The sequence below is a fragment of the Nonomuraea bangladeshensis genome (assembly GCF_039529455.1).
Lineage (GTDB): Bacteria > Actinomycetota > Actinomycetes > Streptosporangiales > Streptosporangiaceae > Nonomuraea > Nonomuraea bangladeshensis.
The window spans coordinates 781,859-795,874 of record NZ_BAAAMV010000001.1 but is presented as its reverse complement, the minus strand read 5'-3'; the positions used below and the strand labels follow the sequence as shown (position 1 = coordinate 795,874).

General features: G+C 72.9%; 18 protein-coding genes. 7 read left to right on the top strand and 11 right to left on the bottom strand.

All coding sequences use genetic code 11. From position 1 onward, the window contains the following. Window positions 1-14: 14 nt before the first annotated feature. The gene (locus ABD292_RS03465; RefSeq protein WP_344205121.1) at window positions 15-1,190 is read right to left on the bottom strand and encodes an acetyl-CoA C-acetyltransferase; all 1,176 of its coding nucleotides are present in this window, start codon (window positions 1,188-1,190) and stop codon (window positions 15-17) included. A gap of 97 nt (window positions 1,191-1,287) precedes the next feature. Here ABD292_RS03465 and ABD292_RS03460 point away from each other — a divergent pair, with 97 nt between their 5' ends. Together ABD292_RS03460 and ABD292_RS03455 are read left to right on the top strand one after the other, a co-directional pair. Then, window positions 1,288-1,956 (top strand): TetR/AcrR family transcriptional regulator, encoded by a 669-nt coding sequence (locus ABD292_RS03460; protein ID WP_344205119.1) that lies wholly within the window; start codon window positions 1,288-1,290, stop codon window positions 1,954-1,956. Continuing rightward, entirely contained in the window at window positions 1,953-2,657 is a 705-nt protein-coding gene (locus ABD292_RS03455) for a DNA alkylation repair protein (protein WP_344205117.1), read from the top strand. The genes ABD292_RS03460 and ABD292_RS03455 overlap by 4 nt, the downstream gene beginning before the upstream one ends. Here ABD292_RS03455 and ABD292_RS03450 read toward each other — a convergent pair. From ABD292_RS03450 to ABD292_RS03435, 4 genes are read right to left on the bottom strand one after another with little or no spacing between them, the layout of a single operon-like run. Then, entirely contained in the window at window positions 2,611-3,639 is a 1,029-nt protein-coding gene (locus ABD292_RS03450; RefSeq protein WP_344205115.1) for an NAD(P)H-dependent flavin oxidoreductase, read from the bottom strand. The two genes, ABD292_RS03455 and ABD292_RS03450, sit on opposite strands and share 47 nt — an antisense overlap. After that, window positions 3,636-4,358, bottom strand: a complete 723-nt coding sequence (locus ABD292_RS03445; protein WP_344205113.1) for a CoA-transferase subunit beta — start codon at window positions 4,356-4,358, stop codon at window positions 3,636-3,638. The genes ABD292_RS03450 and ABD292_RS03445 overlap by 4 nt, the downstream gene beginning before the upstream one ends. Next, the gene (locus tag ABD292_RS03440; RefSeq protein WP_329592613.1) at window positions 4,358-5,125 is read right to left on the bottom strand and encodes a CoA transferase subunit A; all 768 of its coding nucleotides are present in this window, start codon (window positions 5,123-5,125) and stop codon (window positions 4,358-4,360) included. Before ABD292_RS03440 ends, ABD292_RS03445 begins: the two co-directional genes overlap by 1 nt. A 44-nt stretch (window positions 5,126-5,169) precedes the next feature. After that, window positions 5,170-5,898 carry an enoyl-CoA hydratase family protein gene (locus ABD292_RS03435; protein WP_329583358.1) on the bottom strand — a complete coding sequence of 243 codons (729 nt, stop codon included), beginning with the start codon at window positions 5,896-5,898 and terminating at the stop codon, window positions 5,170-5,172. 54 nt (window positions 5,899-5,952) lie between these two features. Here ABD292_RS03435 and ABD292_RS03430 point away from each other — a divergent pair, with 54 nt between their 5' ends. Beyond that, window positions 5,953-6,705: an SDR family oxidoreductase gene (locus ABD292_RS03430; RefSeq protein ID WP_344205111.1), complete on the top strand. Its 753-nt coding sequence runs from the start codon at window positions 5,953-5,955 to the stop codon at window positions 6,703-6,705. After that, entirely contained in the window at window positions 6,702-7,025 is a 324-nt protein-coding gene (locus tag ABD292_RS03425; protein WP_344205109.1) for a hypothetical protein, read from the top strand. Before ABD292_RS03430 ends, ABD292_RS03425 begins: the two co-directional genes overlap by 4 nt. Here ABD292_RS03425 and ABD292_RS03420 read toward each other — a convergent pair whose 3' ends face one another. Beyond that, window positions 7,026-7,688, bottom strand: coding sequence for an NIPSNAP family protein (locus ABD292_RS03420; protein ID WP_344205107.1), 663 nt, complete (start codon window positions 7,686-7,688; stop codon window positions 7,026-7,028). It lies immediately after the preceding gene. A 150-nt stretch (window positions 7,689-7,838) separates the two neighbouring features. Between ABD292_RS03420 and ABD292_RS03415 the strand changes: the two genes are divergently transcribed. From ABD292_RS03415 to ABD292_RS03405, 3 genes are all read left to right on the top strand, one after another. Beyond that, window positions 7,839-8,126 carry a hypothetical protein gene (locus tag ABD292_RS03415; protein ID WP_344205105.1) on the top strand — a complete coding sequence of 96 codons (288 nt, stop codon included), beginning with the start codon at window positions 7,839-7,841 and terminating at the stop codon, window positions 8,124-8,126. A gap of 19 nt (window positions 8,127-8,145) precedes the next feature. Continuing rightward, window positions 8,146-8,406 (top strand): hypothetical protein, encoded by a 261-nt coding sequence (locus tag ABD292_RS03410; protein ID WP_344205104.1) that lies wholly within the window; start codon window positions 8,146-8,148, stop codon window positions 8,404-8,406. A 70-nt stretch (window positions 8,407-8,476) separates the two neighbouring features. Beyond that, window positions 8,477-9,277 carry an ATP-grasp domain-containing protein gene (locus ABD292_RS03405; protein ID WP_344205103.1) on the top strand — a complete coding sequence of 267 codons (801 nt, stop codon included), beginning with the start codon at window positions 8,477-8,479 and terminating at the stop codon, window positions 9,275-9,277. Window positions 9,278-9,303: 26 nt separating this feature from the next. Here ABD292_RS03405 and ABD292_RS03400 read toward each other — a convergent pair whose 3' ends face one another. Genes ABD292_RS03400 through ABD292_RS03380 form a run of 5 tightly spaced genes read right to left on the bottom strand, consistent with a single transcriptional unit; the run spans window position 9,304 to window position 13,871 of the window. Continuing rightward, window positions 9,304-10,050, bottom strand: coding sequence for an SDR family oxidoreductase (locus ABD292_RS03400; RefSeq protein WP_344205102.1), 747 nt, complete (start codon window positions 10,048-10,050; stop codon window positions 9,304-9,306). Window positions 10,051-10,081: 31 nt separating this feature from the next. After that, window positions 10,082-11,389: a DUF2252 domain-containing protein gene (locus ABD292_RS03395; protein WP_344205101.1), complete on the bottom strand. Its 1,308-nt coding sequence runs from the start codon at window positions 11,387-11,389 to the stop codon at window positions 10,082-10,084. Between the two features lie 45 nt (window positions 11,390-11,434). Beyond that, window positions 11,435-12,208 (bottom strand): SDR family oxidoreductase, encoded by a 774-nt coding sequence (locus ABD292_RS03390; protein ID WP_344205100.1) that lies wholly within the window; start codon window positions 12,206-12,208, stop codon window positions 11,435-11,437. A gap of 11 nt (window positions 12,209-12,219) precedes the next feature. Then, window positions 12,220-13,368 (bottom strand): acyl-CoA dehydrogenase family protein, encoded by a 1,149-nt coding sequence (locus ABD292_RS03385; protein ID WP_344205098.1) that lies wholly within the window; start codon window positions 13,366-13,368, stop codon window positions 12,220-12,222. Beyond that, entirely contained in the window at window positions 13,365-13,871 is a 507-nt protein-coding gene (locus ABD292_RS03380) for a flavin reductase family protein (protein WP_344205096.1), read from the bottom strand. The genes ABD292_RS03385 and ABD292_RS03380 overlap by 4 nt, the downstream gene beginning before the upstream one ends. Window positions 13,872-14,016 lie beyond the last annotated feature (145 nt).

Below are 14,016 nucleotides of genomic sequence, written 5' to 3'. Positions count from 1 at the left end.
AATAGGAAAGTTTCTTATTTGCTAGAGGCATCTTGTGACGTCAGGCGTTCGATGACGGTGACGTTCGCCTGGCCGCCGCCCTCGCACATCGTCTGCAGGCCGTACCTGCCGCCGGTCCGCTCCAGCTCGTGCAGCAGCTTGACGGCGAGCACCGCGCCGGTCGCCCCGAGCGGATGGCCGAGGGCGATCGCGCCGCCGTTCGGGTTGACCCGGGCGGGATCGGCCCCGGTCTCCTTGATCCAGGCCAGCACGACCGGGGCGAACGCCTCGTTGACCTCGATGGCGTCGAAGTCGTCGATGGACATGCCGGTCCTGCCGAGCGCGTGCGCGGTGGCCGGGATCGGCGCGGTCAGCATCGTGATCGGGTCGTCCCCGCGCGCCGAGAGGTGGTGGACGCGGGCGCGCGGGGTGAGGCCGTGGTCGCGTACCGCGCGGGGGGAGGCGATGAGCAGGGCGGCGGCCCCGTCGGAGATCTGCGAGGCGAGCGCGGCGGTCAGCCGGCCGCCGGGGACGAGGGGCTTCAGCGCGGCCATCCGCTCCGGCGTGGTGTCCCGGCGCGGGCCCTCGTCGTCGGTCACGCCGTCGCAGGGGGCGATCTCCCGCCGGAAACATCCGGCGTCGATCGCGCGCAGGGCCCGGCGGTGCGACTCGTACGCGTACCGCTCCATCTCCTCGCGCGACAGGTCCCACCGCTCGGCGATCCGCTCCGCGCCGGTGAACTGGGAGACCTCCTGGGCGCCGTACCTGGCGGCCCAGCCCTTGGAGCCGGTGAACGGGTCCGCGTGCCCGAGCGGCTGCCCGGCGAGCATGGCCGAGGAGATCGGGATCATGCTCATGTTCTGCACGCCGCCCGCCACGACCAGGTCGCTCGTGCCCGACAGCACGGCCTGGGCGGCGAAGTGCAGCGCCTGCTGGGCCGAGCCGCACTGGCGGTCCACGGTGACGCCGGGCACCTCCTCGGGCAGCCCGGCGGCCAGCCAGCAGGTACGGGCCACGTCCCCCGCCTGCGGTCCGACGGTGTCCACGCAGCCGAAGATGACGTCCTCGACGGCCGAGGGGTCGGCGTCCACGCCGCTCATCAGCTCCTTGAGCACGTGGGCGCCGAGGTCGGCGGGATGGGTGCGGGCCAGGCCGCCGTTCCTGCGCCCGACGGGGCTGCGGACGGCGCCGACGATGTACGCCTCTCTCATCCCGGCATCCTAACAAGCGCTTGGTAAAGCGCGGAATGCCGGATGAGCTGCGCTCGTAGCGTGAACAAGCGATTGTGCGAGGGCTCATAATGGTGACGTGACCACGCGAAAGAACTCCGGCACCACCACCACATCGGCGAAGCGCCAGCGGGCCGCATCAGGCTCGGCCTCCGAGCGCCGCGACCACCTCGTCAAGCTCGCCGCGGAGCTCTTCGCGCGCAAGGGCTTCCAGGCCACGACCGTACGCGAGATCGCCGACGAGGCCGGCATCCTCTCCGGAAGTCTCTACCACCACTTCGACTCCAAGGAGACGATCGTCGACGAGGTGCTCTCCACCTTCCTCGACGACCTCATCGCCCGCTACCGCGCCGCCGTCGACACCACCGCCGACCCGCGCACGGTGCTGTCGGAGATGGTCCGCATCGGCTTCGGCACCCTGGAGCCCCACCGGGCCGCCATCACCGTCATGCAGAACGACTGGAACTACCTGCGCCAGTTCGAGCGCTTCAACTACCTCGTCAAGGCCGAGGACGAGGTCGAGCAGATCTGGGTCACCCAGATCAAGGCCGGCCAGGCCGCCGGGCAGTTCCGCGCCGACGTCGACCCCAAGCTCACCTACCGGATGATCCGCGACACCATCTGGGTGGCCGTCCGCTGGTTCCGCCCGGGAGGCAGGCTCAACACCAACGGCCTGGCCGAGCACTACATCACGGTGTTGTTCGACGGCCTCGCCACCGGCGAGCGGACGACCCAGCCCCAGGGATGAGCCTCGGCAAAGCGGTCCGGCTGGCCCTCCAGGAGGCGGCCGAGCCGGACAAGGCGGAGACGATGCGGGCCTACATGAAGTCGCCCATGCCGTTCCTCGGCGTGCAGGCGGTGCCGCGGCGGGCCACGCTCCGGCGCGTCTTCGCCGAGCACCGCATCGACAGCGCCCCCGAGTGGCGGCGCGCGGTGCTCGCGCTGTGGCGCGAGGCGGAATACCGCGAGGAGCGCTACGCCGCCGTGGACCTGTCCGGTCACCACTACTACCGGCGCTTCCAGACCCTCTACACCGTCCCGATGTACGAGGAGATGATCGTCACCGGCGCCTGGTGGGACCTCGTGGACGAGCTGGCCACCCACCGCGTCGGCGCCCTGCTCGCCGCCTATCCCGACTCGATGCGCCCCCTCATGCTGGAGTGGGCGCACGACGCCGACCTGTGGAAGCGCCGCACCGCGATCCTCTGCCAGAACCGCTTCAGGGCCCGCACCGACACCGCCCTGCTGTACGCCTGCATCGAGCCCAGCCTGTCGGACAACGACTTCTTCGCCCGCAAGGCGATCGGCTGGGCGTTACGCGAATACGCCAAGACCAACCCGGCCGAGGTCGTCCGCTACGTCCGCGCCAAGGGCCTGTCGGGCCTGAGCCGCCGTGAGGCGCTCAAGAACGTCCCAGACGGCCTAGCGCCTCCGCCGCCTCGGCCATGATCCGCTCCACCAGCTCCTGACACGTCGGCAGGTCGTCGATGACGCCCACGACCTGCCCCGACGCCATCACCCCGAGGTCCGCCCTGCCCTCCACCATGGCCGCGCGCAGCAACATCGGCGTGTTGGCCGCCTGCAGCACCTGCGCCCAGGTCAGCTCCCTGCCGCGGCGCATCCGGCGGCCCTCGCGCAGCATCGCCGCCCAGGACAGGCCCGACAGCCGCTTGAACCGGGCCCCGTTCAGCACCGCGCGGGCCAGGCGCAGGCGTTCCAGCCCGGCCACGAACGGCGTGGCGAGCACCCGGTGCGGCACCCCGTCCACCTTGGTGGTCACCACGGTCTCGCGGGCGGCCAGATAGACCTTCTTCACCTCGTCCGGCACCGGCGAGTCGGCGGTCAGCAGGAAACGGGTGCCCATGGCGACGCCGCAGGCCCCGTACGCCAGCGCCGCCACCAGGCCGCGCCCGTCGAAGAAGCCGCCCGCCGCGATCACCGGGATGTCCACCGCGTCCACCACCTGGGGCAGCAGCAGGGTGGTGGCGAGCGGTCCCGTGTGGCCGCCGCCCTCGCCGCCCTGCACGATGACGGCGTCCACGCCCCACGCGGCCACCTTCTCGGCGTGCCGGCGCGCGCCCACCGACGGGATCGTGACCACGCCCGCGTCCTTGAGCCGGGCGATCAGGTCCCGCCGGGGCGCCTGCGCGAAGGAGGCCACCCGCACGCCCTCGCGCACCAGCACCTCGACCCGCTCGGCCGCGTCGTCGGCGTCGGAGCGCAGGTTGACGCCGAACGGCTGGTCCGTACGCTCCTTGACGCGGCGGATGGCCGCGGTCATCTCCTCGACCGACAGGGTGGCCGCGCCGATGACGCCCAGCGCGCCGGCCCGCGAGGCGGCCGCCGCGAGCCGGGCGCCCGCGACGTACCCCATGCCGGTCTGCACGATCGGATGCCGGCAGCCCACCAGGGCGGTCAGCGCGGTCCTCACGCCGCGACCTCGCGCTCGCGGGCCCGGCCGGGGTCGAGCCGGTCGAGCACGTCCAGCTCCGCGGCGGTCGGCTCCCGCGTCACCGGCACCTCGGCGGGCACGGTCAGCTCGAAGCCGGTCGCGGCCACCACGTCGGCCACGCTCACCCCCGGGTGCACCGACGCCAGCCGCATCGACCCGTCCGGGGTGGCGAAGTCGAGCACGGCGAGGTTCGTCACCACGCGGCGCAGGTCGTACGCGCCCCGGTCGGTGCCGAGCCCGCTCACCACGTCCACCCGCGGCACGAACACGCGCGGCGTGTGCCGGGGGATCCAGTAGCTCGTCGGGTCGCACCGGGTGTTGCCGGGCGCGCCGCGCACGCCGAGGAGCTGCGCCTTCGGCCGGGCCCAGTCGCCGATGCAGGAGATGTTGGTGTTGCCGTGCCGGTCGATCTGGCTCGCGCCGAGCATGACGTGCCGGCGGCCGTTCAGCACCAGCCACAGGTGGTCGCGGAACGGCAGCCACCCCTCCACGACCTCCGGAGGCCGCCCCAGGGCGGGCACGTCGCCGGTGAGCAGGCAGACGCCGTCGTGGGTGAGCAGATCGGGCTCGAACGTCAGCCGCGCCAGCCGCGCCGCCAGCACCGTGACCGCCCCGCCGATCCCGGCCGCGAGGATCTCGCCGTCGCCGCGGAACGCCTCCGCGCAGGCCAGCACGCACACGTCAGCCCTGCTCGTCATCACGCCCTGTCTCCATGTAGCGCCGTCTCCACGTAGCGCCGCTGCCGCTCCTCGTCGCGCCCGTAGTCCGGCTCGCACGCGGTGAACCCGGCCCCGCCGGGCGCCTCCACCACGCCGGTCACCATGGACCTGCTGATCAGCAGCGACTGCACCGGCCCCTCCTTCAGCAGGTCGGCGGTGTCGACCAGGCGCTCGCAGGAGACGTAGCAGCGGGCCGCCGCCTTGGCGTAGAGGTCGTCGAAGTAGGGGTCGGGCCCGAGATACTGGGCGTTGCCCCGGGCGTCGGCCCGGTTGAGGTGCACCAGCGCCACGTCCAGGGTGAGCGCGGGCACCGCGACCAGCTCCTCCCCGTCCCCGTACGGCGAGTACACCGTCCGCAGCTCGGGATTGACCCGCAGCACGTCCGAGCCGAGACCCGCCCGCGTCGGCAGGAACGGCAGCCGGTGCGCCGCCGCCAGCAGGCCGAACATGAACATGCCCTCGTCGTACTCGGTGAACTCGATCTCCCCGGCCTGCCGGGCGCGGCGGAAGTGCGGCTCCAGGGGAATGGAGTCGAGCGTGACGAACGGGGCCACCACCCGGCGCACCTTCCCGGCCGCGCACAGCATGCCGACGTCGGGCCCGCCGTACGAGACGACGGTGAGGTCACGGACGGGGGAGCGCAGCACGGCGGCCACCAGGGCCATCGGCTTGCGCCGCGACCCCCAGCCGCCGATGCCGACGGTCATGCCGCTCTCCAGCCCGGCCGCGACCTGCTCGGCGGTCATCACCTTCGTCCCGGTCCCCTGCGTCCCGGTCGCCTTCGGGCGGGTCACCGGAACCGCTCCCTGTGCCGCTCGCCCGCGCCCATCAGGTTGAGCTCGAAGGTGAACCCCTGCTCGAAGCGGTAGCTGCGCCGGACGTCCACCGGGTCGATGCCGTTGAGCGACTCCTTGGCGCGGCGGACGACGTACGGGTCCTTGGCCGCGATCTGCCCCGCCACCTCCAGCGCCGCCTCGCGCAGCTTGTCGCGCGGCGCGACCTCCAGCACCGAGCCGAACGCGTGCAGCTCGGCCGCCGTGACGTTCCTGCACGTGTAGACCATGGCCCGCATCAGGTGCTGCGGCACCAGCCGGGCGAGGTGGGTGGCCGCGCCGAGCGCGCCCCTGTCCACCTCGGGCAGCCCGAAGTAGGCGTCCTCGGCGGCCACCACGACGTCGGCGTTGCCGGCCAGGCCGACCCCGCCGCCCAGGCAGTGCCCGTGAACGGCGGCGATCACCGGGACCGCGCACTCGTAGACGGCGGCGAAGGCGGCGTAGCAGGCCCGGTTGACGGCGACCAGCGCCTCGTGGCCGGGGGAGTCCCGCAGCTCCTTGATGTCCACCCCGGCGTTGAAGCCGCGTCCCTCGGCGCGCAGCACGACCACCCGGGTCGCGGGGTCGTCCCCGGCCGCCCGCAGGGTCGTGGCCAGCTCCTCCCAGGCTCGTACGGTCAGCGCGTTCACCGGGGGGACGTCCATGACGACCTCGGCGACCGGCCCGGCCCGCAGCGTTATCCCCATCCCGCCGCCCCACCTCCTGGTTGCACCTAACGCTTGCTTGGTACGGTAGCACCCGTGACCGTCACTTACGACTACACCGGCAGGTCCGTCCTGGTGACCGGCGGCACCAAGGGCATCGGCCTCGGCGTCGCGCGGGCCTTCGCGCGGGCCGGCGCCGACGTCACCGTGTGCGCCCGCCACCCGCCCGAGCGGGCGGAGTTCCGGTTCGTCCCCGCCGACGTGCGCGCGCCGGAGGACGTCGAGCGGCTGATGGCCGGGTTCGGGCGGCTCGACGTGGTGGTCAACAACGCGGGCGGATCGCCGTACGCGCCGCTCGCGGGCACCTCGCCGCGCCTGCACGCCCGGGTCATCGAACTCAACCTGACGGCCCCCCTCCTGGTCGCGCAGTACGCCCGGCCCCTGCTGGCGGCCACGCGCGGGGCCGTGGTGATGATCGGCAGCGCGAGCGGCACCCGCCCCTCGCCCGGCACCTCCGCCTACGGCGCCGCCAAGGCGGGCCTGCACCACCTGGCCCGCTGCCTGGCCGCCGAGTGGGCGCCCGAGGTGCGGGTCAACACGGTCGTGGTGGGCCTGGCCGCGACCGAGGCCGCCGCCACCGGCCACTACGGCGACCAGGGCGGTGACCAGGGTCTGGGGGCGGCGATCCCGGCCGGCCGCCTCGCCACCCCCGCCGACGTGGCGGAGGCGTGCCTGTGGCTCGCCGCCCCCGGCTACGTGACGGGCGCCGAGGTACGGGTGGACGGCGGCGGCGAGATCCCCCTCTGGCGTAACCTCGCGGAGAACGAGGCCGAGGGGGAGCGCTCATGATGCGACATCCGCGTTTCAGCGCCGCTGACATCGCCGTCACGATCTACGCGGCCGTCATCGTGGCGGCCGGGGCGGTCTCCCTCGCCGGCCTGCTCATGGGCAAGGACAGCGTCGTGCTGTGGCCGCTGGCGCTGGTCAGCCTTCCCCTGAGCATCCTCTGGAGTGAGCTGGCCGCCTTCGGCGCGGTGCCCGACGAGCTGTGGTGGCTGGTCCCGTACCTGGCGTGGGCGACCCTGCTCCTCACGGGCCTCGCGCAACCCGCCGTCATCTGGGGGCTGCTGCGCCGCGCACGCCGGCGTGATCGGTCCCCGCGAGGATGATCAGCGCATGGCGGAGCGTGCCGTGGGGCGCAGCCGGAGCCGCTGGGGCGCCGCCGTCAGCCGCGACTCCACCAGCGGCAGGTCCACGGCCGCGAGGTCCGGCACGTCCGCGTCCCGCTCCCACCGGGCGAGCCACACCAGGACGTTCTCCCCGCTCCGCACCGGCAGCCGGGGGAAGGTGTTCTCGGCGTGCTCGGTGACGAACGACGCGACCGGCGGCGCCCCGGCCTCCGTCAGCGCGGGCGCGACCACGGTGGCGAAATGCGCGGCGAGGTCGCCGTCCACGGGGTAGATCGTGGCGACGTACGCGGCCGGAGGCGGCGCGACGGCCCCCACCGGCGGCCGTGACCCCGGCGCGGGCTCGGTGAGCGCCCGCAGCAGCAGCACGTCGTCGGAGTCGAGCATCGTGGCGTTGGCCTCCTCCCGGTGGGCGAGCCACACCGGCCCCGAGTAGAAGGTCTCCAGCGCCGTCCTCCTCGCCGTCATGTCGGGAAAGCCGCGCAGCCAGGTGAAGGTGTCGGGCGCGTCCGGGTCGCGGAAGGTGCCGGACACGCGCATGCCGGCGGCCTCCTGCGGCTCGACGAACTCCCGCTCGAACAGCTCGATGAGGGCGTCGCGCCGCCCGGGGCGCAGGGTGTAGCGCCGCAGTTCGTAGATCGTCATGGCAGGCGACGGTAGGGCCGGGTCACTGACAGCCCATGTCAGTGACCCGTCTGCCCCGAACAAAATTCTGACTACTTTCAGCTACTCTTCGGCAACTGTGAGTTATAGGGTCGCCAGGAGAACGCTTCCCCCAACGGTGAAGGAGCCGAGTTGATCCGAAGATGGTGCGCCGCCGCGGCAGTGGTGACAGCGGTCGCCGGCGGCGCTTTCCTTGCTCTCACCGCGGCTGTCCCCGCGCACGCCGACGTCTGGCCCGGCGGCTGGTCCTGGGTCAGGAACGGCAGCGCCAACAGTGACTCCTCCCAGTCCGGCAACACCTTCGGCGACGTCGCCACGGCCAACCGCGGCCAGGGCGCCTCGACGAACGTCAACAACGTCAACGGCATCGCCTCGACGGCCGCGCACGGCGGCATCGTCGTCACCTACGTCTTCGACTGATCGAAAGGACCTCCACCCGATGAAGAAGCTCTGCGTGACCGGTGTCCTCGTGGCGGCCGCGGCGGGTGCCGCCTTCCTGTCGGCCCCCGCCCACGCCGACACCAACGCCGGCAACGCCAGCAGGAACACCAACGCCTCCCAGTCCGGCAACAACTTCGGCAACGTGGGCAACCGCAACGTCGCCGGCGCGAGCGCCACCAGCGTCAACGCCGTCAACGGCAACGCCGTGACGACGGCCCACCGCAGCGGCGCCTACGTCGACGACGTCGTCGACTGGTAGTCGGCGCTCACCCCGTCACGCACGAGCCAGGCCGGAAACGGCCTGGCTCGTGCCGTATTAGCATCTCTGGGTGACTATCTGTGCGTATGCCACTTTTGACGGCCTGGACAGCGACGACGAGCTCGACCTGGTCCTCGCGGCCTGGCGCGCGGCCGGCGTCGAGGGCCGCGCCGAGCGCTGGGACGACCCCGCCGCCGACTGGAGCGCCTACGACGCGGTCGTCGTCCGCTCGGTGTGGGACTACGTGCCCCGGCGCGCGGAGTTCCTGGCCTGGGCCCGCCACGTGGAGTCGGTCAGCCGGCTGCTCAACCCGGCCGCCGTGATCGCCGCCAACACCGACAAGACCTACCTGCGCGACCTGCCGTCGGTGCCCACGCACTGGTCGTCCGAGGACCTGCCGCACTGGCCCGAATACGTCGTCAAGCCCGCGATCTCGGCGGGCGCCCGCGACACCGTACGCACCCGCGACCGCGGCGAGGCCGTCGCCTTGGCCGCCGCGCTGGAGGCCGACGGGCGCACGCCGATGGTGCAGCCCTACCTCGACATGGTGGAGACCGAGGGCGAGACCTCGCTGCTCTACTTCAACCGCCGCCTCAGCCACGCCGTGCGCCGCAACCCGATGCTGGCGGGCGGCGCCGCCGACGCCTCGCTGGCCGAGGCCCGCACGCCCGCCGCAGACCAGGTCGAGCTGGCCGAGCGGGTGCTCGCCACGGTGCAGGGCCCGCTGCTGTACGCCCGCGTGGACCTGGTCCGGCTGCCCGGCGGCGAGCCCGCGGTCATCGAGCTGGAGCTGACCGAGCCCTACCTGTTCCTGCGCCACGACCCCGGCGCTCCGCAGGCGTTCGCCAAGGCCCTGGTCGAGCTGCTGTAGTCAGGCGGTGTGGTCAGGCGGTGCAGTCAGGCGGTGATCCCGCCGTCCACCGGGATGACCGTCCCCGTCAGATACGCCCCCGCCCGCGAGGCCAGGAAGATCGCCGTGCCCGCCATGTCGTCGGGCCGGCCGATGCGCCCGAGCGGCACACTGGTCTCGATGGACTCCCGGGTGCCGGGGTCGTCGAGGGCGAAGGCCATCATCTTCGACTCGAACGGCCCCGGCGCGATGGCGTTGACCGTGATGTGCTCCTTCGCCAGGTGCCGGGCCAGATGCCGGGTGAGCATGTGCACCGCCGACTTGGTGGAGGAGTAGGCGTACGTCGGCAGCACCGGCACCCGGATGCCGTCCACCGAGCCCACGTTGATCACCCGGGCCGGGTCGTCAGGCCCTGCGGCCTGCCTGAGCTGCGGCAGGAACCGCTGGGTCAGCGCGAACACGCCCTTGACGTTGATGTTCCAGAGCTTGTCGAAGGCGGACTCGGGATATTCCTCCAGCGGCGCGCCCCAGGTCGCGCCAGCGTTGTTGATCAGCACGTGCAGCGGCCCGTCCACGGCCGCGGCGAGGCTCTCGCGCCCCTCGGCCGTGGACAGGTCGGCGGGCACGGCCCGGCAGCCCAGTTCGGCGGCCGTCTTCTCGACCTCGGCCGTCTTGCGCGCCGAGATGTAGACGTTCGCGCCCGCCGCCACGAACCCCGCCGCGATCATCCGGCCGATGCCCCGCGAGCCGCCGGTCACCACGACCGTCTTGCCTTCCACCGAGAACAGAGTCATGTTCCGGAGCATGCCATACCGGCCGGTCGGTTCACACCCCGGGCAGGAGGCCGTTGCGGAACACGTCCACGAACCGCTGGTGGTCGCCGCGGGCCTGGGCGCCGTACCGGTGGGCGAACTCCACGAGCATCGCCGTGAACCCCGCCCTGTCCTCGCCGATCACCGCCACGATCGCCTCCTCCGTCGAGAAGTCGACCAGGTCGTGGCTGGACTCGTCGTCGGCCACCGAGTGCATGCGCGCCACCGCGCGCCCCAGGTCGCGCATGATCGAGCGCAGCTCGCCCGGCTCGTTGACGTCGTCCCAGTCCAGGTCCGCCGAGTACGGCGACACCTCGGCGACGAGCTGCCCGATCCCGTACAGCGTGGTGTAACCGAGCCACGGATCGGCGTACGCCTGCAGCGCCCGCTGCGACTCGGCCGTGCGGTGCCCCTGGTGCAGGAAGTACGACGCCACCTTCTCGTCGGCGACGTGCCTGGCCACCGCCGGCGCCGCCGCCTGCTTCATGTAGAGGATCACGTCGTTCTCCAGCGCCTGCGAACGCCCCTCCAGCAGCAGGTTGTACGACGGCAGCCCCGCCGACCCGATGCCCACGCCCTTGCGCAGCGCCACGTCCTTGACCACGTGCTCGACCGCCCGCTCGGCCGATGCGTCGTGGCCGGGCAGCGTCGTCAGGTAACCGGCGAACGCGGCCAGCACCGCCTCCCGCGTGTCCCCGTCCACCGGCTCGCGCCCGTCCATGAGCGCGAAGCGGCGGTCGTAGTCGTCGATCACGGTCTCCACGTCCAGCAGCGCCACCCGCGTGCTGAGCCGGGCGGTCTGGAGCACCCGGTGCAGCACGCCCGTGGTGGTGCCCAGGGTGAGCGAGCCGATCGCGTCGTCGCCGCCCGCCGCGATCGCGGTCAGCTCCTCCACGTACGCGCCCGCGAAGTCGGCCACCAGCCCGCCGATCGCCTCGTCCGACAGCGCCTTGGCGTAGCCGAGCAGCGCCACGCTGGCCGCGAAGCGCTTGAGGTCCCAGACGTACGGCCCCACGTACGCCTCGTCGAAGTCGTTGACGTTGAACACCAGCTCGCCGGAGGCGTTCATGTACGTGCCGAAGTTCTCGGCGTGCAGGTCGCCGTGGATCCAGACGCGCCCGGTCGGCTCGTCGAGATAGGCGTCGTCGGCGTACGGACCGGTCATGTCCGCGTAGAACAGGCACGCGCTGCCCCGGTAGAAGGCGAACGGCGAGGCCGCCATCTTGCGGAACTTGCGGCGGAAGGCGGCCGGATCGCGGGCGATCGAGTCGCCGAACTCGGTCATGAGGACGTCGAGCAGGAAGGTGGTGCGTGAGCCCATGCCACGGACGGTAACCCCGCGAGCCCCTCGCCGCCTACCCCGGGCTCAGGGATGCTGCGACGACACCGACACGACCTCGCCCGTCATGTACGAGGAGTAGTCGCTGGCCAGGAAGACGATCACGTTGGCCACCTCCCACGGCTCCGCCGACCGCCCGAACGCCTCCCGTGCCGCCAGCTCCGCCAGCAGCTCCTCGCCGGTGACCTTGGCCAGGAACGGGTGCACCGCCAGCGACGGCGCCACGGCGTTGACCCGAACCCCGTGCTCGGCCGCCTCCAGCGCCACGCACCGGGTGAGCGCCATCACCCCGGCCTTGGCCGCGGCGTAGTGCGCCTGGCCGCGCTGCGCCCGCCAGCCGACCACGGAGGCGTTGTTGACGATGACGCCGGAGCCCTGGGCGTACATCTGCCGCAGGGCGGCCCTGGTGCAGCGCATGGTGCCGTTGAGCGTGACGTCGAGGACCGCGTGCCACTGCTCGTCGGTCATCCCGGCCAGCTGCGCCGTGCCGCCGAGCCCGGCGTTGTTGACCACCACGTCGAGCCGGCCGTGCGCCTCGGCCACCGCGTCGAACAGCGCCAGCACCTGCGGCTCGGACGTCACGTCGCACGGCACGGCGAGCGGCCTGACGCCGGTGAGGTCGGTCAGCGCGTCGGCGGCGGCGGCGAGGCGGCGCTCGTGCCGGTCGGACAGGACGATCGTGGCGCCCTCCTCGGCGCAGCGGCGCGCGGTCGCGTAGCCGATGCCCGCGCCCGCGGCGGCCGTCACCAGCGTCACCTTGCCGTCGAGCAGTCCGTGTGCCTTGGGGGGCGGCGGGAGCATCGGTTCTCCAATCAGCGGGGGAGCCCCAGGGTGCGCTCGGCGATGATGTTGCGCTGGATCTCGCTGGAGCCGGCGTAGATCGTGTCGGCCCGGCTGAACAGGTAGAGCCGCTGGAGCTCGTTCAGCTCGCCCACCGGCCCGGCCTTCACCAGTCCCGCCTTCCCCTGGACGGCCTGGGCCAGCTCGCCGAGCCGCCGGTGCCACTCCGACCAGTACAGCTTGGCGATCGACGCCTCGGGCCCCGGGTCAGGGCCCAGCATGCGCAGCGCGTTGAGCCGCATGACCTCCAGCTCCAGCCAGGCCCGTACCAGCCGGTCGCGCAGGACCGGGTCGCCGGCGGCGCCGGTCCGGCGGGCGGTCTCGACGACCGCGGCCAGCTCGCGGCGGAAGCCGAGCTGCTGGCCGAGCGTGGACGCGCCGCGCTCGTGCCGCAGGGTGGCCATCGCGACCCGCCAGCCGTCGCCGGGCGCGCCCAGCACGTTCCCCGCCGCGGTGCGCGCGCCGTCGAAGAACACCTCGTTGAACTCCGACGTCCCGGTGAGCTGGGTGATCGGCCGGACCGTGACGCCCGGCCCGCGCATCGGGACCAGCAGGTACGACAGCCCGTGATGCCGCCGCGACCCCGGCTCGGTGCGGCACAGGACGAAGCACCAGTCGGCGACGTGCGCGAGCGACGTCCACACCTTCTGCCCGGTGACCACCCAGTCGCCGCCCTCCAGCCGGGCGCTGGTCCGGACGGCGGCGAGATCGGAGCCGGCGTCCGGCTCGGAGTAGCCCTGGCACCACAGCTCCTCGCCCCGGCGGATCGGGGGCAGGAAGCGCTCCTTCTGCTCCTCGCTGCCGAACTCCAGGACGGTGGGGCCGACCAGGGTCTCACCGATGTGGCCGACCCTGGCGGGGGCGTCGGCCCGCGCGTACTCCTCGTGGAAGGCCATCTGGTCGGCGAGGGAGGCGGCGCGGCCGCCGTACCGTCCGGGCCAGCCGAGGCAGGTCCAGCCGTGCGCGCCGAGGTGCCGCTCCCATGCCAGGCGCAGGTCGTGGCCCTCGTGCTCGCGGCCGGGGCCGCCGAGGCCGCGGGCCGCGGCGAACTCGCCGCGGAGCGCCTCCTCCAGCCAGGCCCGCGCCTGCTCGCGGAAGCCGGGGGTCTCCCCAGGGATCAACGGAAGCCGCCGTAGCCGCCCTGGAAGAACACCAGCGGGCCGCCGTCGGCGTGCGTGTCGAGCTGCAGCACCCTGGCCACCACGATGGTGTGGTCGCCGGCCGGGTGCTCGGCCTCGACCACGCAGTCGAGCCAGGCGAGCGCGCCCTCCAGCACCGGGTTGCCGCCGGGTGAGCCGGTCCACTCCAGCCCGGCGAACTTGTCGCCGCCGCGCGACGCCAGCTGCGCGCACACCTCCCGCTGGTGCTCGGCGAGGACGTTCACGGTGACGACGCGGGCGCCGCGCACCCGTGGCCAGCTCGTGCTGGTGTGGGCCACGCAGAAGGCGACGAGCGGCGGGTCGAGCGAGACCGAGGTGAAGGAGTTGGCGGCCAGGCCGCAGGGTTGCCCGTCGCGGGGGTCGAGCGCGGTGATCGCCACCACGCCGGTGGCGAAGCGGCCGAGGACCTGCCGGAAGCGGCGGCTGTCGAGGTGGCCGTTCGCGGGGGTCGGTCCCGTCGGCATGGTGGCTCCGTTGCGAATCCTGCGCTGAGGTGGCGTCGGAAGGCCGCGACAGCTCTCCGGCGCGACGAGCCGGGCAGCGTGTGTGCTCATGGGGGTCCGCCTCCTAGTCCACCGGCTGCGCCCTACTATACCAAGCGCTTGCTTG